Origin of the sequence: Sagittula sp. P11, from assembly GCF_002814095.1 — a bacterium.
GTDB lineage: Bacteria > Pseudomonadota > Alphaproteobacteria > Rhodobacterales > Rhodobacteraceae > Sagittula.
The window spans coordinates 857996-883381 of sequence record NZ_CP021913.1 but is presented as its reverse complement, the minus strand read 5'-3'; the positions used below and the strand labels follow the sequence as shown (position 1 = coordinate 883381).

Here is a 25386-nt window from a genome sequence, read left to right as displayed (position 1 = left end):
TAACCACGCCGGCGGCAGGCTCGGTCCATCAACGCCTTACTGCGAAGGATGGACCCATGATCCGCTACATCTACGGCAACGACCTGCACAAGTTCCCCAAGCTCGCCCGCACCATGTTCCTCGACCGCGCCGACCAGTTCAAGACGCGCCTCGGCTGGGACGTCACCGTGGACGACCGTGGTTTCGAGCGTGATGCCTACGACGACGAAAACCCGCTTTACGTGATCTGGGAGAACAGGGACGGTTCGCACGGCGGATCCATGCGGCTGCTGCCGACCGTGGGCCGGACCATGGTCAACGACCACTTCGTCCATCTGACCGACGGCGTCCGCATCGAAAGCCCGCTGATCTGGGAATGCACCCGCTTCTGCCTGTCGCGGCGCGCCGGGGCGGGCGTCGCGGCGGCGCTCATGCTTGCGGGAGGCGAGGTGATGCAGGAATTCGGGGTGATGCACTACGTGGGCGTGTTCGACGCGCGCATGGTGCGCATCTACAAGCGCATCGGATCCTCGCCGGACATCCTTGGCCGCGAAGGCGAGGGGCGGTCGATGATTGCCGTGGGCCTGTGGGAGTTCACGCCGGAGGCGCAGGCCAAGGTTTCCCGCAGCGCAGACATTTCCCCGGAGCTGTCGAAGCGCTGGTTCGAGCTGTCTTTCGGAGAGATCATCGACGAGGCGGGGCTGGTCGCCGCCTGATATCGTCATCTTTGGCGGTGCCGCGCGTGTCCTGACAGGGCGCGCGCGTTTTCGCATCTGGCGGCTGGCGGGCACCGCAAGTAGGGTGCGCGCCATGAACGACGCCAGCCCAATCGTATACTCCCCCGATCAGGCAGAGGCGCACGACCGCGTCAGCGATCTGTTGCGCGCGGCGGGCGTGGACCTCGACAATGGCCTGTGCCTGCCCGCCAAGGAAAGCGACGCCCGTGTCATGGCCCTGATGGGCAAGGCGGGTTCCGGCAAGACGCTGCTTTTGTCGGAACTGGTCAAGGCGCTGGATGCCGTAGGGGTCGAGACCGTCTCCGGCGATTACGAAAGCCGCCGGTCGCGCGAGTCGCGCACGCTGGCCGTGCTGGCGCCGACGAACAAGGCGGCCTCCGTCCTCAGGATGCGGGGCGTGCCCGCCACGACGATCCACCGCATCATCTACACGCCGGTCTACGACCCGGAGTACGAGAAGGTCGCGGAATGGCTGATGGGCAATGGCGATCCCCCGGAAATCGAGGAACTGTCGGAAGAGGCACTGGCCCGCGCGCAGGCGTCCTACGAGGTGCACAAGTCGATCCCGGCGGCCTTGGCGGCGGCGGGGCTGCGCGGATCGGACTTCATCACCGGCTGGAAGCGCCGGGAAGAGCCGCTCGACATCGGGTTCGTCGACGAGGCGTCGATGCTTGATGAAAAGCAGTTCGAGGACCTGCAGGAAATCTTTCCAAACCTCGTCCTGTTCGGCGATCCGGCGCAGCTGGCTCCGGTGGGGCAGTCCGGCAAGATGGTCTTCGACGGGCTGAAGGACAGCCAGAAGCTGGAGCTGCACCGCATTCACCGGCAGGAGGCCGACAACCCGATCCTCGACCTGGCCCATGCGCTGGCTGACCCGGCCATCGGCTTCGAGGATTTCGAACGACTGGTCGAAGACGCGGCGCGGCGCGACGACCGGGTGGTCTATGCCCAGCGGGTCGAGGTCGACCTGATGGCCCGCTCCCCGGTGCTGGTCTGGCGCAACGCCACCCGCATCCGCCTGATCAACGCCTTCCGTCACGTACACGGCGCACCGGAAACCGCCCTTCTGCCCGGAGAGCCGCTGGTCTGCGACGGGATCGAGCTGCCCCTGAAGCATCGCAAGAAGCGGCTCGATCTGGAGGCGCGCGGCCTCATCAAGGGTGCGCAGGTGATCTACCTCGGCCCCGGCCGGAAGCCGGGGTTCTCGAAGCTGCACGTGGTTGGCGCGCTGGAACCGCAGGTCTCGGCCGCGTCGATCGTCAAGATCGAGAAACCGGACGAGGAAGAGCCCTTCATCCCCTACGCCGCCAGCATGGGGGCCACCTTCCTGCACGGCGCTGCCGTGACGATCCACAAGGCCCAGGGCAGCCAGTGGGAGAACGTCCAGGTCTTTGCGCCCGATCTTTACGCGGCGGCCCGGATGGGGCGGGTGGAGGCGGGGCAGCCGCTGTGGAAACGGTTGGCCTACGTGGCGATCACGCGTGCGCAGTCGAGGCTGTTCTGGGTCGTGCGCAACAGGCTGGCGAAGCCCTCCGAAGGCCTGAGGATCGACGACCTCGGCGGCACGCCGGTGCCCCTGACCCTCGAAGCGCAGGACCCGTCCGCCGGCGCCTGAACCGATTGCGCGGGACGGTTTTCGCAGTATTTCCGGTCAATCCTGCCTGCCATGAAAAGTTTCCCTAGCGTCAACACGAGTTGGTAACGAGTTGTTAACCACTGTGAATGAACAGTTGTTCAGTGGCGCCCTCGGGAGATTCTCTGGAAAATGTCGTTTCACGCGACGAGCAGGACAAGAACGGCTGGAAGGCGAAAGCGTTGGTACTCGGTACCGATACGCATCGTCCTGACCGTCCGTATCGCGGGTCTTGTTCTGGCGTCGTCCATGCTGACGCTCGCGCTGCTCGACCGGATGTTTCATTTGCTTGACGGGTTGTACCCCGCGGGAACGGCGCCCCACACCAACATGCTGCTCTACGCTGCCATGGCGCTGGCCATCGTCGCGACCTCTCTGCAGCGACCTCTGCGGCACACCAGCCGCGCCGAAAGTCTGCTCTGGGCGGGGGTCGTGCTGGTCTGCCTGACCGGGCTGGTGCTGCCGGGGCCGACCGGTGCAGGCGCGGGGAACGGGGTCGGCTGGAACACTGCCGCCAGCCTGCTGCTTCTGAGCGCGGGGCAACTTCTGCGCCGCGCGCAGCCGACCATAGGAATGGTCTGCACCTTGCTGGCGCTGTTCGCTCCGGCCGTGGCGACGATCGGGTTCATTCACGGCGACCGGGAATTCTTCGGAAGCATGGCGGTGCCCACGGCCATCTGCCTCCTGGCGCTGGCCGTCGTCAATGCGACCCGCTTTGCGCGGCACAAGTCGATCCGGCTGATGCTGGTCGACAACCCGGCGGGCCACCTGGTCCGCCAGCAACTGGTGATCTGGACGCTGCTGGCGGTGTCCTTGCCCCTCGTCACACGGCTGATGCCCCTGTTGAACCTGTCCCACGACAGCAGTTTCCCGACGCTTTACACCGCGCAGATGGGCCTGATCCTGCTGGGCATCCTGCATTTCGGCATCCGTTTCGTCGCGCTTCTGGACAACGCGCGCAGGCTTGAACGGGCCCTTGTCCGGGATGTGGAGACGGACTCCCTGACCGGCGCCGCCACCAGACGCGCCGCAAGGGCGTGGTTCGAGGACCGCATCTGGCGGTCGCATGTGGCCGTCATCATGGTCGACCTCGATCACTTCAAGAACGTGAACGACACCTACGGACACGCGGTGGGCGACGCGGTGCTGCAGACAGCGGCGCGCGCCATGCAGGAGGAAATGCGCATGACCGACATGGTCACGCGCTGGGGTGGCGAGGAGTTCGCCGTCATGTTTCCGCTGAACAATCCGATGGCCCTGCGCGCCCGGGCCGAGGTCCTGCGCGTGCGGATCGCGGAGGCCACCCGCAGCACGGAAGGCCTTCCGGTGGTCACAGCCTCGCTGGGCTGTACCATCGTCGACAAGGGGGTCGGACGGTCGCTGACCGAGGCGGTGGCCGTGGCCGACCGCGCGATGTACCGCGCGAAGGAGCAGGGCCGGAACCGCGTGGTGCTGTGCGACGGGCTTGAGCCGCAGACCGGACCGAAAGGGCACGATCCACGCCCGTCCGATCCGGCCCTTGGTCAGCTCAGGACAGCTTGACGATCTGCTTGCCGGTGTTGCCGCCCTTCAGCATCGCCATGAAGGCCGCCGGTGCGTTCTCCAGCCCCTCTGCCACGTCCTCCAGCCAGTTGATCTCGCCCGCGGCGACTTTCGGAGTGACCTCGCGCAGGAAGTCCGGGAAGCCGTCCCAGTGGTCGAAGATGATCAGGCCGTTCACCGAGAGCCGCTTGGTCAGGACGCTCCGCCAGACCAGCGGGAGCTGGTCGGTGGTCTCTTCCGCGCCGCTGTACCAGGCAATCGTGCCGCAGACCGGGATGCGGCCATGCACGTTCATCAGCGGGATCACGGCCTCCAGAACCTTGCCGCCGACGTTCTCCCAGTAAATGTCGACGCCGTCCGGGGCGGCCTCGGCCAGCGCCTTGCGCAGCGAGGAGGCGTCATGTGCGCGGTGGTCGATGGCGGCGTCGAAGCCGAAGGTCTCCGTCGCGATCCGGCACTTCTCGGCACCGCCGGCGATGGCCACTGTCCTGAGGCCCTGCGACTTCGCAAGCTGCCCCACCATGGCCCCCACCGGCCCGGTTGCGGCAGCCACCACCAGTGTCTCGCCCGCCTTGGGGCGACCGTATTTTGCCAGCCCTGTCCAGGCGGTGAAGCCCGGCATCCCCAGCACGCCAAGCGCCGTCGAGGGCGGCAGGTCGCTGTCCAGCTTGCGCGCCTCGGTGCCCTTCAGCACGGCGTGGCTGGCCCAGCCGGTCATGCCGGTCACGAGGTCGCCCTCGGCAAAGCCGTCCGCCTTCGACACGAGCACGCGGCCCACGCCCTGTCCGGTCATGGTGTCGCCCACGCTCAGCGAGGGGGCGTAGCTTTTCACCGGGGCCATGCGCCCGCGCATGTAGGGGTCGAGCGACAACAGCGTGACCTCGACGAGGATCTCGCCCTGCGACGGTTCCGGCATGGCTTGCTTCTCGACAGAGAAATCCTCGGCCACCGGGTCGCCCTCCGGATGGCGGGCCATCGCGATACGGGTCATCTGTGAAGGCATGTCTGGTTCCTCTTCCTGTTTGTCTTCCGGGCGCCTGTGGAAAGCTGTTGCACCCGGGCGGTCATGTTGCGCAGTCTAGGAGGAAGGACGCGGACGGCAAGGGAGGGCCAGATGCAGGGCATGATGATGCAGATGCCGTTGAGGATCATCGAGATTCTCGATTATGCGGCCGGGGCGCATCCGGGGGGAGAAATCGTTTCGGTCCGCACCGAGGGCGACCTGCACCGCCAGAGCTACCGCGACACCTATGCCCGCGTGGCGCAGCTGGCGCACGGGCTGAAGGATCTGGGCGTCGGCGAGGGCGACCGGGTCGCGACGCTCGCCTGGAACGGCTACCGGCATTTCGAGCTTTATTATGCCGTCTCGGGCATGGGCGCCGTGTGCCACACGATCAACCCAAGGTTGTCGGCCGAGCAGATGCTCTACATCATCAAGCATGCGGGCGACCGGGTGCTGTGCCTCGACCTGACCTTCGTGCCGCTGGTGGAGGCGCTGGCCGATCACCTGCCGGACGGGCTGGTGCTGGTGGTCATGGCGGACCGGTCGCACATGCCCGACTCCGACATGGGGTTCCTGTGCTACGAGGACCTGCTGGACGAGCAGGAGACCACCTTCGACTGGCCGCTGATGGACGAAAACGCCGCCGCGGGCCTGTGCTACACCTCCGGGACCACGGGCAACCCGAAGGGCGCGCTCTATTCCCATCGCTCGACCGTGCTGCACGCCATGTTCATCGCGATCACCGTGCCGAAGTCGCTGCGTGAAGGCGGGCGCATCCTGCCGGTCGTGCCGATGTTCCACGTCAATTCCTGGGGGCTGCCCTATGCCGCGCCGCTGGTGGGCGCTTCGCTGATCATGCCGGGTCCCAGACTGGACGGCCCGTCGCTGTTCGAACTGATGGAAAGCGAAGGTGTCACCGCTTCCTGGGGCGTGCCGACGGTCTGGCTGGGTCTGCGGGCCGAGGTGGAGAAGCGCGGCACCGTGCCCTCGAAGCTTGAGCAGCTTGTGATCGGCGGCTCTGCCGCGCCGCGTGCGATGATCGAGTTCTTCGAGAAACGCGGCGTGGATGTCTGCCACGCCTGGGGCATGACGGAGATGAGCCCGGTCGGCACCCACGGCCAGTTGTCCGAGCCGATGCAGGACCTGCCGCACGAGACGCGCATGACGCTGAAGTCGAAGCAGGGCCGCCGGGTGTTCGGCGTCGAGCTGAAGCTGAACGACGAGGACGGCAACCGGCTGCCGCATGACGGCAAGGCCGTGGGTGAGCTGTACGTGCGCGGAAACTCGATCATTTCCGGGTACTTCGAGAACCCCGAGGCGACGTCGCACGCCTTCGATCACGAGGGCTGGTTCGGCACCGGCGACGTGGCGAGCATCGACGGCGCGGGCTTTCTGCATATCCAGGACCGCTCCAAGGACCTCATCAAGTCGGGCGGCGAATGGATTTCATCGATCGACCTCGAGAACATCGCCATGGCCCATCCCAAGGTCGCGAACTGCGCGGTGATTGCCGTGAAGCACCCGAGGTGGGAGGAACGCCCGCTGCTGGTCGTTGTGCCCAAGGACGACGGGCCGCGGCTTGAGGACATCCACGCCATGATGCTGGAGCACGTGGCGAAATGGCAGTTGCCGGACGCGATGGAATTCGTCGAGGACCTGCCGCTGACCGCCACCGGGAAGGTGTCGAAACTGACGCTCCGCAAACGCTTCGAAGGATACGAGATGCCGGATGCTGGCTGACGACCTGAGGATCATGGCGCCGCGTGAAAGCGAGTGGTTCACGCTGGACGCCCGGCGCGTGAAGGCCTTTGCCGATGCGACCGAGGACTGGCAGGACATTCACCTCGACGCGGAGTTCGCCTCGAAAACGCCGTTCGGGGGGACCATCGCCCATGGCTTCCTGACGCTGTCGATGCTGTCCGCCATGTCCTACCAGGTGACGAAGGAGCTGACCGGCTTCTCCTCAAGCGTGAACTACGGCTTCGACCGGATCAGGTTCGTCTCGCCGGTGCGTGTCGGGCGGCGGGTGAGGGGGCGATTCTCCGTGGCCGGGGTCGACGAGGGTGAAGGCTGGCTGGACGTGCATTGGGACGTCGAGGTCGAGAAGGAAGGCGAGGCGCGTCCTGCGCTTGTGGCCAACTGGATAACGCGGTTTTACTTGGCCGAAGGTTAACGGTGCGCGCGCCACCCGTCGCAGGGAACCGCCGCGCCCCCGGAGAAAGACAGGGAGAGAGACATGGATCTTGGCATGACGGAGCGGGTGAAACCGCTTGTCGAACAGGTGCGCCGGATGATCGAGGACGAGATCGCGCCGCTCGACCGGGAGTTCCACGCCGAGATCGGCAAGCACCCCCAGGGCCGGTTCCACCACACCGACCGCCAGCTCGAGATCCTGAACGGGCTGAAGGCCAAGGCGCGTGAGCGCGGGCTGTGGAACTTCTGGCTGACGGACTCCGACCGTGGTTACGGGCTGACGACGGTCGAATACGCCTACCTTGCCGAGGAGATGGGCAAGGTCGGCATCGCGGCGGAGGTCTTCAACTGCAACGCCCCCGACACCGGCAACATGGAGGTCCTCGAACGCTACGGTGAGGACTGGATGAAGGACCGCTGGCTGGCGCCGCTGCTGGAGGGAGAGATCCGTTCTGCCTACGTGATGACGGAGCCGGACGTGGCCTCGTCCGACGCGGCGCAACTGGCGTTCTCCGCCCGCAAGGACGGCGACGATTACGTGCTGAACGGCGAGAAGTGGTGGATCAGCGGTGCGGGCGACCCGCGCTGCGGGCTGTATATCCTCATGGCCTGCACCGACCCGGAGGCGGCCAAACACCAGCGCCACACGATGTTCGTGATGGACCCGGACACGCCCGGGATCGAGGTCCTGCGGCCGATGCAGGTGTTTGGCGCGGATGACGCGCCGCATGGCCATATGCACCTGCGTTTCACAGATGTGCGCGTCCCGGCAAGGAACATCGTGCTGGGCGAGGCGCGCGGATTCGAGGTGGCGCAGGGGCGGCTTGGCCCCGGCCGCATCCACCATTGCATGCGGGCGATCGGGCAGGCGGAGAAGGCGCTTGAGATGATGTGCCGCCGCGGTCTGGCGCGGGAGGCCTTCGGCAAGAAGGTCGCGGAACTGGGCGCCAATTTCGACATCGTCGCCAATGCCCGGATGGAGATCGAGATGGCGCGCCTGCTGTGCCTGAAGGCGGCGTGGATGATGGACACGGCGGGGGTACGGGCGGCGCAGCCGTGGATCTCGCAGATCAAGGTGGTGGCGCCCCTGATGGCGGGCAAGGTGATCGACGAGGCGATGCAGATGCACGGTGCTGCGGGAATCAGCCAGGATTTCGACCTGGCGCATATGTGGACGCATGTGCGGACACTGCGCTTTGCCGATGGCCCGGATGCGGTGCACCGCCGGCAGGTGGCGCGGGCCGAGCTGAAGAAGTACCGCAATGATTGATCGCGTCAGGGTTGTGTCGCAACGGTGCGGGTTGGCCGGATGACCGAAGAGGAACTCGCCCGCGTGGCGCGGTGGATGGCGGAGCATGTGCAGGGGTTTGAACCACCGCTTCGCGCCGAGAAGTTCGCGGTGGGGCAGTCCAACCCGACCTACCGGCTGACCTCGCCCTCGGGGTCCTACGTGCTGCGGCGCAAACCGCCGGGGCAGCTGCTGAAATCGGCCCATGCGGTCGACCGGGAATACCGGGTGCAGCGCGCGCTGCGCGACACCGCCGTGCCGGTCCCGAGGATGTATGCGCTCTGCGAGGACGAAGCCGTGCTGGGCGTTGCATTCTACGTCATGGACCACGTGACCGGGCGCAACATCGTCGACCCCTCCATGCCCGGTGAGACGCCCGCGATGCGCGGGGCGGTCGTGGCGGAGATGGGCCGCGTGCTGGCGGCCATCCACGCGGTGGAGCCGGAGGCGGTGGGGCTGGGGGATTTTGGCCCGCAGGGCAACTACTTCGCGCGGCAACTGGGCCGCTGGGCCAAGCAGTACGAGGCTTCGGCGACGGAGGCGCAGCCGGACATGGACCGGCTGGGAGAATGGTTGCAGGGCGCCCTGCCGGAGGACGACGGCCAGCGGACGCTGGTGCATGGCGACTACCGGATCGACAACCTGCTGTTTGCGCAGGACCGGGCGGAGTGCGTGGCCGTGCTCGACTGGGAGCTGTCGACGCTGGGCCATCCCTTTGCCGATCTGGCCGGGGTGATCCTGCAATGGCAACTGCCGCCGGGCGCGGAGGGGCGGGGCCTGAGGGGCATCGACCGGGCGGCGGCGGGGCTGCCGTCGGACGAGGGTTTCATCGCCGGATACTGCGCCGCACGGGGCATCGCGGTGCCGGGCGACTTCGGGTTCTACGTGGCCTTCTGTGCCTTCCGCATGGCGGCGATCCTTCAGGGGGTGAAGAAACGGGCGCTTGACGGCAACGCGGCGAACCCGGAAAAGGGTTTGAAACTGGGTGCTTACGTTCCCGAATTCGCAAGACTTGGATGGGACGCACGGCATGCCTATGGATGACGACATTCGCGAAGGCCCTTACGCCTTTTCCGCACTCCTGGGGATGGAGATGGCGGACTGGCGGCAGGACTATGCCCGGTTCGAACTGCCCTTGGCGGACAAGCTGATGAACCGGCACGGCAATCCGCATGGCGGGGTCTATGCCTCGTTGCTGGATACGATCATGGGCTATGCCGGGTGCTGGACAGGCGACAGGGACCGTCGCCAGATGTGCCTGACGCTCAACCTGAACGTGCAATTTATCTCGCGCCCGAAAGGCAAAATGCTGATCGGAGAGGGCTTCCGGACGGGGGGCGGGAAGAGCACGTTCTTTGCCGAAGGGGTGCTGAAGGACGAGACCGGAGAGGTCGTCGCCAAAGGCACCGGCGTCTTCCGGTATCGCCGGGGAGCGTGATCCGGGACCGGTTCCTGACGGTGCGCGCGTTGTGGTGAACGGGGCGCGCGCCGGGCAGATCTTGTGGGCCATGCGCTGCCGCGGCAGCCGGGTTAACGGCGGATCGGACGCGTTTACGGAAAATTATGGGGTGAACCGGCCGGTTGAGGGGGTCGAAACGGCCGGTTGGTAACCTTTTGGCCCGGGCAGGCCGGTGCCGCTGTTGCGGTGCGGATTCTCCCGTTAACCGGGGACATCGGGGCAGGGGTGGCCAACCCGGCCCGCCGGGCCGGAACGCCCACCCTACGCCGTCGACCGCCTTACCAGAGCGTCGCGAAAAGGTCCGGGGCCCGGGTCCAGTCGGAGAAGAGCGCCACATGCGGCAGCGCCTCCGGCGGGGCGTTGCGGTAGCCTTCGGTGAACAGCACGAAGGGCACGCCCGCCGACTGCGCCGTTTCGCAATCGGTTTCGCTGTCGCCCACGTAGAGCGCCTGCGCCGCGCCGCCGAGCGCCGCCATCAGCATGGCCGGATCGGGCTTGCGCGTGGGCAGGCTGTCGCCGCCGATCACGATCTCGAAGAACGGCGCGAGGCCGGTGTCGCGGATCGCGGTCTCGGTCGCGGCAAAGGGCTTGTTTGTGCAGAGCGTCAGCCGGTGGCCCGCCGACCTGAGCGCCTCCAGCGCCTCCGGCACGCCCGGGTAGAGGCAGGCGGGATCGCTGGGGGTCGTCACGTAGTGGTGCATCGTCCGGTCGTAGAGCGCCTTGTGGTGGTCCGGCGCGGCGCCGACATGGGCCAGCACGCGCTCCACCAGCACCGGCAGGCCGCGTCCGACGAAGCCCGGCGTCTCTTCCACGGTGATCGTCGGCAGGCCCAGCTCGGAGAGCGCCTGCGCCACGGCGGCGTGGATGTGGGGCACGCTGTCCATCAGCGTGCCGTCGAGGTCGAAGGCGATGGTCTTCACGCCGCGGCCGTCCCGGCGACGGAGGCGCGGATGGCGCGGATGTTCTCGCCGTAGGGGGCGGGGTTCTCGACCGAGCCGCCCCTGAACACCGCGGACCCGGCGACCAGCACGTCGGCGCCCGCCTCGACCACCAGCGGCGCGGTCTCCGGCGTCACGCCGCCGTCGATCTCGATATGGATCGGGCGGTCGCCGATCATCGCGCGCAGGGCGCGGATCTTGGCGGTCATGTCGATGAACTTCTGCCCGCCGAAGCCCGGGTTCACGGTCATCACGCAGACGAGGTCGGTGAGGTCGAGCAGGTGTTCCACCGCCTGTGCCGGGGTGCCCGGGTTCAGCGCCACGCCGGCCTTCATGCCCGCCGCGCGGATCGCCTGCAGCGTGCGGTGGGTGTGGGGGCCTGCCTCGACGTGGGCGGTCAGGATGTCGGTGCCCGCATCGGCGTAGGCGTCGATGTAGGGGTCGACCGGCGCGATCATCAGGTGCACGTCCATCACCGTCTTCACGTGCTTGCGGAAGGCCTTCACCGCCGGGGGGCCGAAGGTGAGGTTGGGCACGAAGTGGCCGTCCATCACGTCGACGTGGATCCAGTCGGCGCCCTGCGCCTCGACCGCCCGGATTTCGCGCCCGAAGTCGGCGAAGTCGGCGGAAAGTATGGAGGGGGCGATCTTCACGCTGCGGTCGAAGGACATGGGCGGCTCCTGTGCGGGGGCGGAGGTGGGCGGTTCCGGAGGGGTTTGCCGGAGGGTTTTGGACGGGGGGCGGGGCCGGGTCAATAGCCGGCGCTGCGGTCGACCTCGTGCAGGAGCGGGGCACCGGATTCCGACCGGGCGATGTTGCGCGCGATGACGCGGGCGGCGCTGTCGGGCCGGGTGGTGGAGGCGATGTGCGGCGTCACGGTGACGCGCGGGTGCGCCCAGAAAGGATGGTCCTGTGGCAGCGGTTCGGTCCGGAAGACGTCGAGGGTGGCGTGGGCGATCCGTCCCTCGTCCAGTGCGGCGAGAAGCGCGTCGTCGTCGATCAGCGGCCCGCGCCCGGGGTTGAGGATGACCGCGCCCTGCGGCAGGCGGGCCAGCCGTTCCGCGTTCAGGAGGTCGGTGGTGGCGGGCGTGTCGGGCAGCAGCAGGACGAGGATCTGCGCGCTGGAGAGCGCCGCGTCGAGGCCGTCCTCGCCGTGGCTGGTCAGCACGCCGTCGAGGTCCTTGGGCGTGCGGCTCCAGCCGGTGACGGGGAAGCCCAGGGCGGCGAGCTGCGCGGCGCAGGCCTGCCCGAGGGCGCCGAAGCCGAGGATGGTGACGGGCCGGTCCTTCGAGAGCGGCGGCGGGGTGGTGTCCCAGATGCGGTCGGGGTTCACGATATGCGCGTCCATCCCGAGGTGGTGGCGCAGCACGTGGCCGGTGACCCATTCGACCATGCCCTGGGTCAGGCCCTCGTCGTCGACCATGCGCGCCAGCGGCACTTTCAGGGTGGGGTTGCCCACCACCTGCTCGACCCCGGCCCAGAGGTTCAGCACGGCCTTCAGCCGGGTGAAGGGGGTGAAGTCCTGCACCGAGGCGTTGGGCGCATAGACGATGTAGTCGACGGTTTCCGGCGGCAGGTCGGTGCCCAGCGTGTGGTCGAGGCCTTCGGCGGCGAGGGCGTCGCGCAGGGGGCGTTCGTAGTCGTCCCACTTCTCGGAGCGGGCGGCGAAGAGGATGTTCGGCATGGATGACCTTTCGGAGGCGGGACAGGGCCCGGTTCGTTCAAGGTGAAGCAGGAAGCGGGGCCGGGGGCAACCCTAAGCGGGCCCCCGGCGCCGGTCTCGGCGCGGTCTCAGCGCGGGCGGTGGACGTGCGCGCTTTGCACCAGGCCGAAGGCGATCATCAGCACCAGCATCGCCGAGCCGCCGTAGGAGACGAGCGGCAGGGGCACGCCCACGACGGGCGCGAGGCCCATGACCATCGACATGTTCACGGCGAAGAACAGGAAGAAGGTCATGCCGATCCCGAGGATCATCAGCGAGGAGAAGCGGTCGCGGTTCTGCAGGGCGGCGACCACGCAGAAGAACAGGATCAGCGCGTAGAGGATGAGCAGGGAGATGCCGCCGACGAAGCCGAATTCCTCGGCCAGCGTGTTGAAGATGAAGTCGGTGTGCTTCTCGGGGAGGAAGTTCAGGCGGCTCTGGGTGCCCTGCATGAAGCCGCGCCCGGTCCAGCCGCCGGAACCCATGGCGATCTTGGCCTGGGTGATGTGGTAGCCCGCGCCCAGCGGGTCCGACGAGGGGTCGAGGAAGGTGTCGATCCGCCGGAACTGGTAGTCCTTGAGGAGCTGCCAGTCGGTGCCGCGGCTCTTGAACACCGCCCAGACGGTGCCGACGCCCGCGGTCAGCACGGTGGCGAAGTAGAGCCAGTGCACGCCTGCGAGGAACATCATCAGCCCGCCCGCGATCATCAGCAGAAGCGCGGTGCCGAGGTCGGGCTGGGTCAGCACCAGCGCGGTGGGCGCGAGGATGATGAAGATCGGGATCAGCACCCAGAGCGGGCGCGAGGTCTTGGACAGCGGCAGCCAGTCGTAATAGGCGGCCAGCAGGACGACCATGGCGACCTTCATCAGCTCGGACGGCTGGAGGCGCATGAAGCCCAGGTCGATCCAGCGCTGCGCGCCCATGCCGATGGCGCCGAAGAACTCGACCAGCAGGAGCAGGAAGAAGGCCAGCGCGTAGACCACGAGCGCCATGTTGCGCCAGAACCAGATCGGCACCATGGCCACGACGAACATCGCCGTGAGGCCGAGGATGTAGCGCTTGGCCTGCGGTTCGGCCCATGGGCTCCAAGAGCCACCGGCGACCGAATAGAGCATCAGGAAGCCGACACCGGCGACGGTGGTCAGCAGGATGATGAGCGGCCAGTTCAGGTGCAGGATCTTGCGCCAGCCGCTGGGGACGGTCTTTACGTTGTACTCGAGATAGGTCACGCGGCGCCCCCCTGTCCGGCGCAGGCGGCGCGAAGCCCCGCCCTACGCGGCGTGGCGCTGCCTGCGGGGGGGCATGCACGATCCGGCGCGCTGGGGCGCGCGTCAGCGCGGCGAACGGCCTCCGCGCCCGGCGCGGTCTGCGGAAACGCGGGCATCGGGGTCATGCGCGGCTCGGCTCCTCGCTCTTGCGGGCGCGGCGCTGGCTGGAGAGCTTTTCCTGCTGGGTCTTGATGCGGCCCCGGTCCTTTGCCGGGTAGGCGTCAAGCGGCGGGTCCTCTCCGTAGAGCGCCTGAAGCGTCACGTCGCGGGCGATGGGCGCGGCGGTGCGCGACCCGCCGACGCCGTGTTCCACCACCACCGCCACGGCGATCTTCGGGTTGTCGAAGGGCGCGAAGCTTACGAACAGCGCGTGGTCGCGGTCTTCCCACGGGTCGGCTTCGGTGGTGATGCGCGAGACCACCTGCGCGGTGCCGGACTTGCCCGCCATCCGCATGCCTTCGGCGATGATGCGCGATCCGTAGCCGGTGCCGCGCCGGTTGTTGGACACGGCGAACATGCCGCGCTGCACCTGCAGGAGGTGGTTCGGGTTCAGCCCGAGGTCTGTCCCCCCGCGCGAGGGCGTCTCCACCCCGTCGATGCTGCGCACCAGCCGGGGCGAGATCGACCGGCCGGTGGCCACGCGCGCGGTCATCACCGCCAGTTGCAGCGGCGAGGTCAGCACGAAGCCCTGACCGATGGCGGCGTTCACCGAATCGCCGATCACCCATTCCGCCCCGCGTTCGCGGACCTTCCACGCCTTGTCGGGCACGAGGCCGGAGGTGACGGCGGACATGGGGATGTCGTGCGCCACGCCAAGGCCCATGCGGCGGGCCATGTCGGCGATGCGCTCGATCCCCACCTTCAGCGCGAGGTCGTAGTAGAACACGTCGCAGCTTTCGCGGAGCGACTGTTCGAGGTTCATGTAGCCGTGGCCGCTGCGCTTCCAGCAGCGGAAGGAGCGGGAGCCGACCTCGTAATGGCCGGGGCAATAGACCGTGTCGTCGGGCGCCAGCAGGCCCGCGTCCAGCGCGGCGAGCGCCGTGACCATCTTGAAGGTCGAGCCGGGCGGATAGGCATCCTGCACCGTCTTCGAGGCCAGCGGCCGGTGGTCGTTGGTGTTGAGCGCGTTGAAATCCGTGTGGGAGATGCCGCGCACGAAAAGGTTCGGGTTGTAGGACGGCGCCGAGGCGATGGTCAGCACGTCGCCCTTTTCGAGGTCGAGCACCACGACGGAGGCGCTTTCCTCGCCGAGGCGCGCCTGGGTGTAGTCCTGCAGATCGGTGTCCACGGTGAGCTGGATGTCGGCGCCGCTTTCGCCCTCGCGCCGGTCGAGTTCGCGCATGACGCGGCCGACGGCGTTGACCTCCACCCGCTTCGCGCCGGCGGTGCCGCGCAGGTCCTCTTCGTGCCGGACCTCGACGCCGACCTTGCCGACCTGGAAGCGCGGGATGCGCAGCAGCGGCGGCGGGTCCTCGTAGCGGGCGAGGTCGCGTTCGGAGACCGGGCCGACGTAGCCCGCCACATGGGCAAACAGTTCCTTCTGCGGGTAGACGCGGGACAGGCCGACCTCGGTGGTGACGCCGGGCAGGGCGGGGGCGTTGACCGCCACCCGCGAGATGTCCTCCCAGCTGACCCGTTCGGCGATGGTGACGGGGATGAAGGGCGGCGTGCGCTCCATCTCGGCCAGGGCGCGGTTGAGGTCGTTCTCGTCCAGTTCGACAAGCTGGCCCAGGTGGGCGATCACGGTGGCCACGTCGCCCGCGTCCTCACGCGTGAGGGTGATGCGGTAGGTCGGTTCGTTGTCGGCGATGACCACGCCGTTGCGGTCGAAGATGCGCCCGCGCGACGGCGGGATCAGCCGGATGTTGATGCGGTTCTCTTCGGCCAGAAGGCGGAATTCGTCGGCCTGGTCGACCTGCATGTGGTGCATCCGCAGGCCGAGCGTGGTGACGAATCCAAGTTGCAGGCCACCGAGGACAAGCCCGCGGCGCGTGATGCGGCGGGCGGATTCTGCGGTCTCTTTCGGGCTTCGTCTCATAGGGTGCGTCCCGTGTGGTCGAATTCGCCGGGGGCGGTGCGGCGGACGCCGAAGGCGAGGTAGGACACCGCGGCCACCAGCGGGTAGGCAAGCACGGTCATACCATATTGCATCAGGGCGAGCGAAAGCATACCCGGCGAGATGATCAAGATCGCGAGAGTGAGCCTGTAAAGGACGGTGATCGCCAGCAGCGTGGCGGCGGCGGCGGCCCATTCGGTGGCGAAGGTGTTCTCGCGCAGTTGCCGGGCGCGGTTCTTGAGGAATTCCGAGGCGAGCAGCATCAGGAGCGCCCAGAGCCCGGGGGGCCGCTGGAACACCAGGTCGGCCAAGAGCATCACCCCGGCGATGGAGAGGGCGGGCACGTAATCGGGGCGGCGCAGGCACCAGGCGAAGGTCAGGGCGGTCAGGAAGTCCGGCCCGGCGATTCGCTGCGGCAGCATCTGCAGCGGCAGGAGGTGCACGAAGATCAGGAGCAGCGCCAGCGCCGGGTAGAGCGCGCGCATCGTCCAGAGGCGGGCGGGGCTGTGCTTCTCGGCCATGTCAGCCGTCCTGCCGGGTGTCTTCGCCGGTCTCCGTGCCGTCCTCGTCCGTGGGCGCGCCGTCCGCGGAGGGTGCGGGACCGGCGTCGGGCAGGTCCTCGGGCAGGATCAGGCCGGAGGGGTTGGCGACCCGGCGCGCGCCGTGGTCGCGCAGCACGCGCAGGAATTCGAGCCGTTCGTAATCCGCCGAGAGCCGCACGCGCAGGCGTCCGCCCGGGTCCTGCGCCACCTGTCCGATGAGCAGGCCGGGGGGGAAGACCTCTCCGTCGCCGGAGGTCACGATCCGGTCGCCGGGGCGCACGAGGTCGGGGTTCTCGAGGAAGTCGATGGGCGGGGCGGCGGTGTTGTCGCCGGTGATCAGCGCGCGCTGGCCGGATGGCTGGATCTCGGCCGGGATGCGGCTGGTCGCGTCGGTCAGCAGGATCACGCGCGAGGTGTTGCGCCCGACGCCCGAGATGCGCCCGACGACGCCGATGCCGTCCATGGTCGCCCAGCCGTCGACGATGCCGTCGCGGCTCCCGACGTTGATCAGCACCGACTGCCGGAAGGGCGAGCCGCTGTCGGCCAGCACCACGGCGGTGATGTAGGTCAGGCGCGGGTCGAGGCGGACGTTGTTCAGATCGCGCAGGCGGGCGTTTTCCTGTTCGAGCTGGAGCGCGGCCTCTTTCCAGGCGGTCATCTGGCGGAGTTCGCGGCGCAGTTCCTCGTTCTGGTCGGAGAGGCGCTGGTAACTCTGGAAATCGCGCATCAGCCTGATGGTGCCGGTGACGGGGGCCATGGCCCAGTCCATGTTGGGCACCACGCGGTCGATGACCTGCGCGCGGAAGCGTTCGACGCGCGGGCTGTCGATCCGCCAGACAAGGAAGATGCCGGACAGCAGGAGGACGAGGATGATCAGCAGCAGCCGTTTGAGCGGTGCCGTGAAATCGTCCGAGGATGAGCGGTCACTGGCCATGTCTCAGGGTACCGAAGGCCGGGGGCCTGTCGCAAGGCATGAGCGGCGCGCGATTTTTCCGGGGAAAAACCGCGCCACCCATGGATCAGCTGTCGTAGTCGATGGCGTGGCGGAGCTGCTTTTCGTACTCCAGCGCCTTGCCGGTGCCGAGGGCCACGCAGTTCAGGGATTCGTCGGCGATGGAGACGGCAAGGCCGGTCTGTTCGCGCAGCGCGAGGTCGAGGTCGCCAAGGAGCGCTCCGCCCCCGGTCAGCATCACGCCACGGTCGACGATGTCGGCGGCAAGGTCCGGCGGGGTCGCTTCGAGGGCGGTCATCACCGCCTCGCAGATCGCCTGCACGGGTTCCGACAGCGCCTCGGCCACCTGGGCCTGGGAGATCTCGGTTTCCTTGGGCACGCCGTTCAGGAGGTCGCGGCCGCGGATCTGCATGGAGGAGCCGCGCCCGTCGTCGGGCATCCGCGCCGTGCCGATGGAGGTCTTGATCCGCTCGGCGGTCGATTCACCGACCAGCAGGTTCTGCTGGCGGCGCAGGTAGTTGATGATCGCCTCGTCCATGCGGTCGCCGCCGACGCGGACGGAACGGGCATAGACGATGTCACCGAGCGAGAGCACCGCCACCTCGGTGGTGCCGCCGCCGATGTCGACGACCATGTTGCCGGTGGGGTCGGTGATGGGCATGCCCGCACCGATGGCCGCCGCGATGGGTTCGGCGATCAGGCCCGCCTTGCGCGCACCGGCCGACAGGACCGACTGGCGGATGGCGCGTTTTTCGACCGGCGTTGCGCCGTGCGGCACGCAGACGATGATCTTGGGCTTGGAGAAGGTCGAGCGGCGATGAACCTTGCGGATGAACTCCTTGATCATCGCTTCGGCGGTGTCGAAGTCGGCAATCACGCCTTCCCGCATGGGGCGGATCGCCTCGATGCTGCCCGGGGTACGGCCAAGCATCAGCTTGGCGTCCTCGCCCACGGCCAGAACCTTCTTTACGCCGTCCTTGATATGATAGGCGACGACGGAGGGTTCCGATAGGACGACACCCTTCCCCTTAACGTAAACCAGCGTATTCGCGGTTCCGAGGTCGATGGCCATGTCCGAAGAAAACATGCCAAGGAGCCGATCCATGCCAAACATTCCTACTGCCTCGCTGCCCTAAGGCTTTGCATCTCTGCGTGTCATTGCTCGAAGGGTCCGCGACTCCGAAAGGTGACGCGAACGTCGTCCTTATAGGCGTGGTGCAGCAGGGGCGAAAGGGGGCCTCCGGGTTGAATCAGCGGGGAATCGCCGCATGAGGGGCGCGGCGGTGGATAAGCCCGGGGGGACGCCGGCGTTGACCGAGGTTCGCGGCCACCGTCTCATTCCGCTTGTATTTCAAGGGCGTGATTTGTGACGGCGCGCAATGCAGCAGTGCCGGCCGGGCCCGTCATGGCGCGGCGCGCGGCGGCGGACCGTTGCCGGGACGATGACGGTTCGGTGATGCGGCGGAAGGCGGCGGGGGCGCAGCGGGCTTTGCATTGCGGGCGCCGGCGGGCGCGGGTGGCTCTTTGTCCGAGTCCCCGGGGAGTTGCGGGGGAGGGGCGGTCTGTCGCTCTCTGCCTCCGCTGTCGGTTTTGCGCGTCGACATGTCGGGTGGGCCGCGCGCCGGTTGCATGATCCGATAAAAAGGCGGGAAAGAATCCTTGCCCCGGACAGTGGAGTGCGCCCCCGATGAAGACCAATGTCAAAGCCCTAGTCGTCGGCGGTGGTGCCGTCGGCACCTCCATCGCCTACCACCTCGCGAAGGCGGGCTGGGACGATGTCATGCTGCTGGAGCGCGACGAGCTGACCTCCGGTTCCACATGGCACGCGGCGGGCCTGCTGCCGTATTTCAACATGTCGTATGCGACGACCCACATCCACGACTACTCGATCAAGTTCTACAAGACGCTGGAGGAAGAGACCGGCCTCGACGCGGGCTTCTTCGTGGTGGGCAACCTGCGCATGGCGCAGACCGACGCGCGCATGGACGAATACATGGTCTATGCCACCACCGCCGAGACCTGCGGCGTGCCGTTCGAGTGGATGACGCCCGCGCAGATTTCCGAGCGCTGGCCGCTGATCCGCACCGAGGATCTGAAGGGCGCGATCTATCACCCGACGGACGGCTACATCAACCCGGCGGACGTGACGATGGCGATGGCCAAGGGCGCCCGCCAGCGCGGTGTCCTGATCGAGCGCAAGTGGCAGGTGGACGGCTACGAGTGGACCGGCTCCGAATGGAAGGTCACCGTCACCAAGATGGTCGAGAAGGGCGGCAACCTCGTCCCCTCCGAGGAACAGCAGGTCATCACCGCCGAGCATGTCGTCACCGCGACGGGCAACCACGCGCAGCGCACCGCGAAACTCCTGGGCATCCGCACGCCCGCGATCCCGGTGGAACACCAGTTCATCGTGACCGAGCCCGACCCGGCGCTGGTAGAATGGCGCAAGACCAACGAACAGCATCCCGTGATCCGTGACGCCGACGCCAAGTGGTACGTCCGCGAGGAACGCGGCGGCTGGATCCTCGGCCCCTACGAGCTGAACGCGCCCGCGCGCTTCCAGTACGGCGTGCCGGATTCGTTCCGCGCCGACCTCTTCCCGCTCGACCTTGAGCGGATCGAGGAAGAGTACATGTCGATGATCCACCGCATCCCGTCGTCCGAGACGGTCGGCCTGAAGGACGACTTCAACGGCCCGATCTGCTACACGCCGGACGGCAACCCGCTGATCGGCCCGGCGCCGGGCCTGCGCAACATGTGGCTGGCCGAGGGCTTCTCCTTCGGGATCACCGCCGCCGGTGGCGCGGGCTACTACCTGGCCCAGATGATGGTCGAGGGCGAGGCGGAGATCGACATGGCCTCGCTCGACCCGAAGCGGTTCGGGTCATGGCAGACCACCGAATGGTCGGTGAAGAAGAACGAGGAAGCCTACGAGCACGTCTACATCCTCCACCACCCGGACGAGGAACGCCCGGCGGCGCGTCCGCTGCGCACCGGCCCGGCCTATGACCGTCAGAAGGCGCTGGGCGCGCAGTTCGGCTGCGTGAACGGCTTCGAGCGTCCGAACTACTACGGCCCGCTGGATGCGGACGACAACTTCGACCACGATGCGCGCAGCTTCCGCCGCGGCGGCTGGTGGCAGTATGCCGTCGAGGAGGCGAAGGCGATCCGCGAGGGCGTGGGCCTGATCGACGCCACCGCCTTTGCCAAGCACACCGTGACCGGCGCGGGCGCGACCGAGTTCCTCGACCGCTTCACCTGTAACAAGCTGCCGAAGGTGGGCCGCATCAACCTGACCTACGCGCTGACCTCGAAGGGCACCACGCGGACGGAGTACACCATCGTCCGCAACGGCGAGAACAATTACTACCTCGTCTCGGCGGGCGCATGGCAGGCCTATGACCACGACTACCTCGTGAAGGCGGCCGAGGACTTCATGGCGGAGACCGGCAAGCTGGTGATCGTGCAGGACGTGACCACGCAGTGGGGCGTCTTTGCCATCGCCGGACCGAAGACCCGCGACGTGCTGGGCCAAGTCATCCGCGACGCGGAGCCGGAGACCGCGCTGTCGAACAAGCGCTTCCCGTGGCTCTCGGCCCGGCAGATCGAACTGGGCATGTGCCCGGTCAACGCGATCCGCGTGGCCTACACCGGCGAACTCGGCTGGGAACTGCATCACCCGATCGAGATGCAGAACTACCTGTGGGACCTGCTGATGAAGGCGGGCGAGGCACACGGGCTGAAGCCGGTCGGCGCCCGCGCCCAGAACTGGCTCCGGCAGGAGAAGTCCTACCGCGCCTTCGGCAACGAACTGGGCCGCGACGCCACCCCCGCGGAAGCCGACCTGCCGCGCTTCATCGACCTGTCGAAGGAGTTCTACGGCAAGGCCGAGATGGAGGCGAAGGGCATCCGTTCCAAGTGCGTGACGCTGCTGGTCGACGGCCCGGCGGACGCCGATCCCTGGGGCCGCGAGGCGCTGTACACGCCGGAGGGCGTGCGCGTGGGCCGTCTGACCTCGGGCGGGTATTCCGTGGCCTTCGGCAAGTCCATCGGCATGGGCTACGTGAAGCCGGAGTTGGCTGTGGAGGGCACGAAGCTTAAGGTCAGGATGTTCGACCAGCTTTGGGATGCGGAGATCACGTGCGACAGCCCCTACGATCCGAAGAACGAGACGATCCGCAAGGACGTCTGACCCCTGATACCCGTACCGGGCGGCTCCTCCGCCCGGTGCTGATCCTCGTGCTGGCCGTCGCCCTTCTGGCGGCGGCCTTTTCCGCGAGGAACCCGGCGACACGCGCCGCCGAAGGCTATGCCCGCGACATCGCCGTGGCCAGCGCGGGCACCTACCTGACGCTCCGGACGCTGAACGCCTTCCTGTCGACCGCGCAGGAACTGGAGGTCGGCGGCAGCTTTGTCGTGCAGGGCAGCGCGCAGCCGCTGAAATGGCTCGAGCCGGTGGACGACACGGTCGAGCGCATCGCGCAGGTGGTGTTCTTCGTCATGGTGGCGACGGGCGCGCTGTCGGTGGCGCTGGCGCCCGCGTCGGGCCTGGGCTGGGCGGTGCTGGCGGGCGCGGCGCTGTTGGCGCTGGTCACGGCGGGGCGCGGCCGGGGCGGGCACGTGGCACGGCGGATGGGGCTTTACGGCACCTTCCTCGCGCTGGCCCTGCCGGGGGCGTTCCTCCTGTCGGCGCTGCTGGCGGACCGCATGACGGAGGAGGTCTGGGCCCGCCACAGCGCCATCGTCGAGGAGATCACCGCGCAGGTCGATCCTGCCGTTGCCGTGCCGTCGGAGGGGAGCGGCGTCATGGGCGCGCTGCAGGGCGCGCGGATGGAGTTCGAGCGCTATTCCTCCATGGCGGGCGCGCTCTACGACCGTTCGGACGCGCTGGTGCAGAGCCTGATCGCGCTGCTGGCGGTGTTCCTGTTCAAGGTGCTGGTCCTGCCGCTGCTGATCCTCGCGGGGGCGTGGATCGGTCTGAGGGCGCTCGACGGGCGGTGACTTGCCATTCCGGGCGGGTCGGTTAGGTGTCTGGGATCATCCAAGCGAAGGGGAGGCCGCAGCATGGCATTCAGGGTTTACCTGTCGGGCGAGATCCACACCGACTGGCGCGACCGCATCCGCGACGGCGCGGCGGGTCTGGGCATCGATTTCGACGGTCCGGTGACGGATCACGGCAACAGCGACGATTGCGGGGTGGCGATCCTCGGGGCGGAGGACGACAAGTTCTGGCACGACCACAAGGGCGCCAAGCTGAACGCGATCCGCACCCGCAAGGGCATCGCGGAGGCCGACGTGGTCGTGGTGCGCTTCGGCGAGAAGTACAAGCAGTGGAACGCGGCCTTCGACGCGGGCTATGCCGCGGCGCTGGGCAAGTCGCTGATCATCCTGCAGCCGGAAGAGCATGACCACGCCCTGAAGGAGGTCGACGCCGCGGCGCTGGCCGTCGCCCGCACGCCGGAGCAGGTGGTGCAGCTTCTCGCCTACGTCATCACCGGCACGCTGCCGGGCTGACGGGGGGGGCGGCGCGGAGCCCCGCCCTACGTGAGGGCGCGACCGGGCCTGCTGTGGGCGCATCGGCCGGTGCACCCGTTGTGTGGCCAGGCGCAAGGCGGCGCACAGCCCCGCCGCCCTGCATGGGGGTGGCCGGAACTCGGCGCCATGCATCGGCCGGACAGGCCGGTGCGTACCCTCCACGCAGCGCGACACCCCGTGGCGCGGGGCTTTGCGCCGCGTCCCTCGCGCGTCAGCCCTCGCGCGCGGGGGTATTCATGCCGCGCTGCACCGCCGGGCGTTCGTAGAAGCGTTTGACGTAGGCCACGCAGTTGGGGTGATCCTCCCAGCCCACCACGTCGCGCGCGCCGTAGAACTCGAGCGCGTTCAGCCACGGGCAGAGCGCGATGTCGGCCACGGAATACGGTCCGGCGATCCAGTCCCGGCCCTCCAGCGCCCCTTCGACCACACCCAGAAGCCGCCGCGCCTCGTTCACGTAACGGGTGCGCGGAAGGGGGTCCTTCACGTCCTTCCCCGCGAACTTCCAGAAGAAACCAAGCTGCCCGAACATCGGGCCGACGCCGCCCATCTGGAACATCAGCCACTGGGTGATCTTGTGCCGCTCCGTCGCGGTGTCGCCCAGGAGCATCCCGGCCTTTTCGGCGAGGTAAAGCAGGATGGCACCGGATTCGAACAGCTCCAGCGGCGCGCCGTCGGGGCCGTTCGGGTCGATGATCGCGGGGATCTTGTTGTTCGGGTTGAGCGCGAGGAACTCCGGGCTCTTCACGTCCTTGTCCGCCAGGGTGATCTTGTGGACCTCGTAGGGCAGGCCGGTTTCCTCCAGCATGATCGAGGCCTTCACGCCGTTGGGCGTCGGGAAGGAATAAAGCTGGATGCGGTCGGGGTGCGTCGCGGGCCAGCGGCGCGAGATCGGATGGTCGGCAAGAGCGGTCATGAAGCGTGTCCCGGTTGATGAAGATCGTCCGGGCGACCCTAGCCCGGCATTTCCCGCTTTCCCAGCCGATCCGCCGTGACATAATCCGGTTTGTGAGAAAACACCCCGCAGGACATGCGAAAACGCATGCCGGCGCTCTGACGGAATGGGACAATGATTAAGGAATTCAAGGACTTCATCGCCAAGGGCAATGTCATGGACATGGCCGTGGGCATCATCATCGGCGCGGCCTTCACGGCCATCGTGCAGTCGCTGGTGGGCGATATCATCAACCCGATCATCGCGCTGTTCACCGGCGGCATCGATTTTTCGGGCTGGTTCTACGCGCTCGACGGCAACGAATACGCCTCGCTCACCGCGGCAACGGAGGCAGGCGCCCCGGTCTTTGCCATCGGCAAGTTCATCATGGCGGTCATCAACTTCTTCATCATCGCCTTCGTGGTCTTCATGCTTGTGAAGATGGTCAACCGCGCCAAGGCCGCCGCCATCCGCGAACGCGAGGAAGGCCAGCCGGCAGAGGCCACGCCCTCCGGCCCCACCGAGCTCGACGTGCTGCTGGAGATCCGCGACGCGCTGAAGCGCTGACGGCCAAGGCCGGGGCACTTGCGCGAGGGGGCGGGATTTGCGATCCCCTCCGGGTCAGGTGCCCCCGCCCGTGGGGGAGAATCGGGAAGCCGGGGAAGAACCGGCGCGGGCCCGCCGCTGTGACGGGGACGGGAAGGACACAAGGCCACTGGGCGCCGCGCAGGCGTTCGGGAAGGCGTCCCTTCCGGAGGATCCGAAGCCAGAAGACCGGCCTGACGGCATGGCGGCCCCGCCTGGAGAGCGGGGGCGCGCAGGCCTTCGGGAGGTGTCCCCATGACAGGAGCGGTGGAAAGCCGATCCCCTGCGCCGGTTGCGGCGCGCGTGTTTTCGGATGAGGAGCGGCAGGCGCTCTACGACGTGATCGCCCACAGGCGGGACGTGCGGAACGAGTTCCTGCCCGACCCGGTGGACGAGGATGTGCTGCGGCGCATCTTGGGCGCGGCCCATGCCGCGCCCTCGGTCGGGCTGTCGCAGCCCTGGGACTTCATCCTGCTGCGCGATCCGGCGCGCCGCGCGCAGGTGCGGGCCGCGTTCACCCGCGCCAACGAGGCCGCGCAGGCGATGTTCCCGCCGGAGAAGCGGTCGGCCTATGCCGCGCTGAAGCTGGAAGGCATCGAGAAGGCGCCCCTGAACATCTGCGTCACCTGCGACCGCACCCGCGGCGGGCCGGTGGTGCTGGGACGCACCCATCAGCCGGAGACGGATCTCTATTCGACGGTCTGCGCCGTGCAGAACCTGTGGCTGGCGGCGCGGGCCGAAGGCATCGGCATAGGCTGGGTCAGCATCTTCGACGAGGCCGACCTGCGCCCGATCCTCGGCCTGCCCGCGCACGTCCGTGTGGTGGCATACCTCTGCATGGGCCACGTGAAGGAGCTGTTCGACGGCCCGGAACTGGAGGCGCGCGGCTGGGCGCGGGCGCGGACGCTCGACGCGCATATCCGCGAGGAGGGCTGGTAAGGCCCTGCGCCGCCACGGCCGCCAAAACCCGCCACCGCGGGCCCTGCACACCGGGCCAATCACGCTTTGCAAACGACCGGTGCCCTTGCTTCTTTGCTTCCGAA

Annotated in this window: 23 protein-coding genes and 1 riboswitch; of the genes, 13 read left to right on the top strand and 10 right to left on the bottom strand. The window is 67.9% G+C overall.

The features are described 5' to 3' along the window. Positions 1-56 precede the first annotated feature (56 nt). From CDO87_RS04285 to CDO87_RS04275, 3 genes are all read left to right on the top strand, one after another. Positions 57-695, top strand: coding sequence for an acyl-homoserine-lactone synthase (locus CDO87_RS04285; RefSeq protein ID WP_100927622.1), 639 nt, complete (start codon positions 57-59; stop codon positions 693-695). A gap of 94 nt (positions 696-789) precedes the next feature. Further along, entirely contained in the window at positions 790-2331 is a 1542-nt protein-coding gene (locus CDO87_RS04280; protein ID WP_100927621.1) for an ATP-dependent RecD-like DNA helicase, read from the top strand. Between the two features lie 267 nt (positions 2332-2598). Continuing rightward, positions 2599-3891 carry a GGDEF domain-containing protein gene (locus CDO87_RS04275; protein ID WP_157814917.1) on the top strand — a complete coding sequence of 431 codons (1293 nt, stop codon included), beginning with the start codon at positions 2599-2601 and terminating at the stop codon, positions 3889-3891. On the opposite strand, the gene CDO87_RS04270 is transcribed toward CDO87_RS04275, so the two are convergent. Beyond that, positions 3878-4894 carry an NADP-dependent oxidoreductase gene (locus CDO87_RS04270; RefSeq protein WP_100927619.1) on the bottom strand — a complete coding sequence of 339 codons (1017 nt, stop codon included), beginning with the start codon at positions 4892-4894 and terminating at the stop codon, positions 3878-3880. The two genes, CDO87_RS04275 and CDO87_RS04270, sit on opposite strands and share 14 nt — an antisense overlap. Before the next feature lie 111 nt (positions 4895-5005). Here CDO87_RS04270 and CDO87_RS04265 point away from each other — a divergent pair, with 111 nt between their 5' ends. The 5 genes from CDO87_RS04265 (at position 5006) to CDO87_RS04245 (ending at position 9813) form a co-directional block, all read left to right on the top strand. After that, positions 5006-6634 carry a long-chain fatty acid--CoA ligase gene (locus CDO87_RS04265; RefSeq protein WP_100927618.1) on the top strand — a complete coding sequence of 543 codons (1629 nt, stop codon included), beginning with the start codon at positions 5006-5008 and terminating at the stop codon, positions 6632-6634. Beyond that, the gene (locus CDO87_RS04260) at positions 6624-7067 is read left to right on the top strand and encodes a MaoC family dehydratase (RefSeq protein WP_100927617.1); all 444 of its coding nucleotides are present in this window, start codon (positions 6624-6626) and stop codon (positions 7065-7067) included. The genes CDO87_RS04265 and CDO87_RS04260 overlap by 11 nt, the downstream gene beginning before the upstream one ends. A 63-nt stretch (positions 7068-7130) precedes the next feature. Next, positions 7131-8357 (top strand): acyl-CoA dehydrogenase family protein, encoded by a 1227-nt coding sequence (locus CDO87_RS04255; RefSeq protein ID WP_100927616.1) that lies wholly within the window; start codon positions 7131-7133, stop codon positions 8355-8357. 39 nt (positions 8358-8396) lie between these two features. Next, positions 8397-9419, top strand: a complete 1023-nt coding sequence (locus tag CDO87_RS04250) for a phosphotransferase (RefSeq protein WP_100927615.1) — start codon at positions 8397-8399, stop codon at positions 9417-9419. Then, complete coding sequence (locus CDO87_RS04245) at positions 9412-9813, top strand: PaaI family thioesterase (protein ID WP_100927614.1); 402 nt, start codon at positions 9412-9414, stop codon at positions 9811-9813. Before CDO87_RS04250 ends, CDO87_RS04245 begins: the two co-directional genes overlap by 8 nt. Positions 9814-10112: 299 nt before the next feature. Here the strand turns inward: CDO87_RS04245 and gph are convergent, their stop codons facing one another. The 8 genes from gph to CDO87_RS04205 all read right to left on the bottom strand — a co-directional run bounded on the left by gph (position 10113) and on the right by CDO87_RS04205 (position 18406). After that, entirely contained in the window at positions 10113-10754 is a 642-nt protein-coding gene (gene gph, locus CDO87_RS04240) for a phosphoglycolate phosphatase (protein WP_100927613.1), read from the bottom strand. Next, positions 10751-11443, bottom strand: a complete 693-nt coding sequence (rpe, locus tag CDO87_RS04235; RefSeq protein ID WP_100927612.1) for a ribulose-phosphate 3-epimerase — start codon at positions 11441-11443, stop codon at positions 10751-10753. The genes gph and rpe overlap by 4 nt, the downstream gene beginning before the upstream one ends. An 80-nt stretch (positions 11444-11523) precedes the next feature. Beyond that, positions 11524-12456 (bottom strand): glyoxylate/hydroxypyruvate reductase A, encoded by a 933-nt coding sequence (locus CDO87_RS04230; protein WP_100927611.1) that lies wholly within the window; start codon positions 12454-12456, stop codon positions 11524-11526. Between the two features lie 107 nt (positions 12457-12563). Further along, the gene (gene rodA, locus CDO87_RS04225; protein WP_100927610.1) at positions 12564-13703 is read right to left on the bottom strand and encodes a rod shape-determining protein RodA; all 1140 of its coding nucleotides are present in this window, start codon (positions 13701-13703) and stop codon (positions 12564-12566) included. A 160-nt stretch (positions 13704-13863) separates the two neighbouring features. Continuing rightward, positions 13864-15780 carry a penicillin-binding protein 2 gene (mrdA, locus tag CDO87_RS04220; RefSeq protein WP_100927609.1) on the bottom strand — a complete coding sequence of 639 codons (1917 nt, stop codon included), beginning with the start codon at positions 15778-15780 and terminating at the stop codon, positions 13864-13866. Then, complete coding sequence (locus tag CDO87_RS04215) at positions 15777-16319, bottom strand: rod shape-determining protein MreD (protein WP_100927608.1); 543 nt, start codon at positions 16317-16319, stop codon at positions 15777-15779. The genes mrdA and CDO87_RS04215 overlap by 4 nt, the downstream gene beginning before the upstream one ends. Before the next feature lies 1 nt (position 16320). Continuing rightward, positions 16321-17274 carry a rod shape-determining protein MreC gene (gene mreC, locus CDO87_RS04210; RefSeq protein WP_100927607.1) on the bottom strand — a complete coding sequence of 318 codons (954 nt, stop codon included), beginning with the start codon at positions 17272-17274 and terminating at the stop codon, positions 16321-16323. A gap of 85 nt (positions 17275-17359) precedes the next feature. Then, on the bottom strand, positions 17360-18406 hold the full coding sequence (locus tag CDO87_RS04205; RefSeq protein WP_005858869.1) for a rod shape-determining protein: 1047 nt from the start codon (positions 18404-18406) through the stop codon (positions 17360-17362). A gap of 573 nt (positions 18407-18979) precedes the next feature. On the opposite strand from CDO87_RS04205, the gene CDO87_RS04200 reads away from it, so the two are divergent. The 3 genes from CDO87_RS04200 (at position 18980) to CDO87_RS04190 (ending at position 22806) form a co-directional block, all read left to right on the top strand. Further along, on the top strand, positions 18980-21484 hold the full coding sequence (locus CDO87_RS04200) for an FAD-dependent oxidoreductase (RefSeq protein WP_100927606.1): 2505 nt from the start codon (positions 18980-18982) through the stop codon (positions 21482-21484). Then, a complete protein-coding gene (locus tag CDO87_RS26965) occupies positions 21433-22293 on the top strand; it encodes a hypothetical protein (protein WP_198521814.1) in 861 nt (286 codons plus the stop codon). Before CDO87_RS04200 ends, CDO87_RS26965 begins: the two co-directional genes overlap by 52 nt. 63 nt (positions 22294-22356) lie before the next feature. Then, the gene (locus CDO87_RS04190; RefSeq protein WP_100927605.1) at positions 22357-22806 is read left to right on the top strand and encodes a YtoQ family protein; all 450 of its coding nucleotides are present in this window, start codon (positions 22357-22359) and stop codon (positions 22804-22806) included. 232 nt (positions 22807-23038) lie between these two features. Here CDO87_RS04190 and CDO87_RS04185 read toward each other — a convergent pair whose 3' ends face one another. Further along, the gene (locus CDO87_RS04185; RefSeq protein WP_100927604.1) at positions 23039-23740 is read right to left on the bottom strand and encodes a glutathione S-transferase family protein; all 702 of its coding nucleotides are present in this window, start codon (positions 23738-23740) and stop codon (positions 23039-23041) included. A gap of 153 nt (positions 23741-23893) precedes the next feature. Between CDO87_RS04185 and mscL the strand changes: the two genes are divergently transcribed. Together mscL and bluB are read left to right on the top strand one after the other, a co-directional pair. Further along, complete coding sequence (mscL, locus tag CDO87_RS04180) at positions 23894-24325, top strand: large conductance mechanosensitive channel protein MscL (protein WP_100927603.1); 432 nt, start codon at positions 23894-23896, stop codon at positions 24323-24325. Positions 24326-24364: 39 nt separating this feature from the next. Next, a riboswitch (cobalamin riboswitch) is annotated at positions 24365-24556 on the top strand. 42 nt (positions 24557-24598) lie between these two features. Beyond that, complete coding sequence (gene bluB / locus CDO87_RS04175) at positions 24599-25282, top strand: 5,6-dimethylbenzimidazole synthase (RefSeq protein ID WP_100927602.1); 684 nt, start codon at positions 24599-24601, stop codon at positions 25280-25282. The last annotated feature ends 104 nt before the right edge of the window (positions 25283-25386 follow it).

Coding starts and splice junctions, on each gene's coding strand:
- CDO87_RS04285 (WP_100927622.1), top strand. CDS start 57: ATGATCCGCTACATCTACGGCAACGACCTGCACAAGTTCCCCAAGCTC.
- CDO87_RS04280 (WP_100927621.1), top strand. CDS start 790: ATGAACGACGCCAGCCCAATCGTATACTCCCCCGATCAGGCAGAGGCG.
- CDO87_RS04275 (WP_157814917.1), top strand. CDS start 2,599: ATGCTGACGCTCGCGCTGCTCGACCGGATGTTTCATTTGCTTGACGGG.
- CDO87_RS04270 (WP_100927619.1), bottom strand. CDS start 4,894: ATGCCTTCACAGATGACCCGTATCGCGATGGCCCGCCATCCGGAGGGC.
- CDO87_RS04265 (WP_100927618.1), top strand. CDS start 5,006: ATGCAGGGCATGATGATGCAGATGCCGTTGAGGATCATCGAGATTCTC.
- CDO87_RS04260 (WP_100927617.1), top strand. CDS start 6,624: ATGCTGGCTGACGACCTGAGGATCATGGCGCCGCGTGAAAGCGAGTGG.
- CDO87_RS04255 (WP_100927616.1), top strand. CDS start 7,131: ATGGATCTTGGCATGACGGAGCGGGTGAAACCGCTTGTCGAACAGGTG.
- CDO87_RS04250 (WP_100927615.1), top strand. CDS start 8,397: ATGACCGAAGAGGAACTCGCCCGCGTGGCGCGGTGGATGGCGGAGCAT.
- CDO87_RS04245 (WP_100927614.1), top strand. CDS start 9,412: ATGGATGACGACATTCGCGAAGGCCCTTACGCCTTTTCCGCACTCCTG.
- rpe (WP_100927612.1), bottom strand. CDS start 11,443: ATGTCCTTCGACCGCAGCGTGAAGATCGCCCCCTCCATACTTTCCGCC.
- CDO87_RS04230 (WP_100927611.1), bottom strand. CDS start 12,456: ATGCCGAACATCCTCTTCGCCGCCCGCTCCGAGAAGTGGGACGACTAC.
- mrdA (WP_100927609.1), bottom strand. CDS start 15,780: ATGAGACGAAGCCCGAAAGAGACCGCAGAATCCGCCCGCCGCATCACG.
- CDO87_RS04215 (WP_100927608.1), bottom strand. CDS start 16,319: ATGGCCGAGAAGCACAGCCCCGCCCGCCTCTGGACGATGCGCGCGCTC.
- mreC (WP_100927607.1), bottom strand. CDS start 17,274: ATGGCCAGTGACCGCTCATCCTCGGACGATTTCACGGCACCGCTCAAA.
- CDO87_RS04205 (WP_005858869.1), bottom strand. CDS start 18,406: ATGTTTGGCATGGATCGGCTCCTTGGCATGTTTTCTTCGGACATGGCC.
- CDO87_RS04200 (WP_100927606.1), top strand. CDS start 18,980: ATGAAGACCAATGTCAAAGCCCTAGTCGTCGGCGGTGGTGCCGTCGGC.
- CDO87_RS04190 (WP_100927605.1), top strand. CDS start 22,357: ATGGCATTCAGGGTTTACCTGTCGGGCGAGATCCACACCGACTGGCGC.
- CDO87_RS04185 (WP_100927604.1), bottom strand. CDS start 23,740: ATGACCGCTCTTGCCGACCATCCGATCTCGCGCCGCTGGCCCGCGACG.
- mscL (WP_100927603.1), top strand. CDS start 23,894: ATGATTAAGGAATTCAAGGACTTCATCGCCAAGGGCAATGTCATGGAC.
- bluB (WP_100927602.1), top strand. CDS start 24,599: ATGACAGGAGCGGTGGAAAGCCGATCCCCTGCGCCGGTTGCGGCGCGC.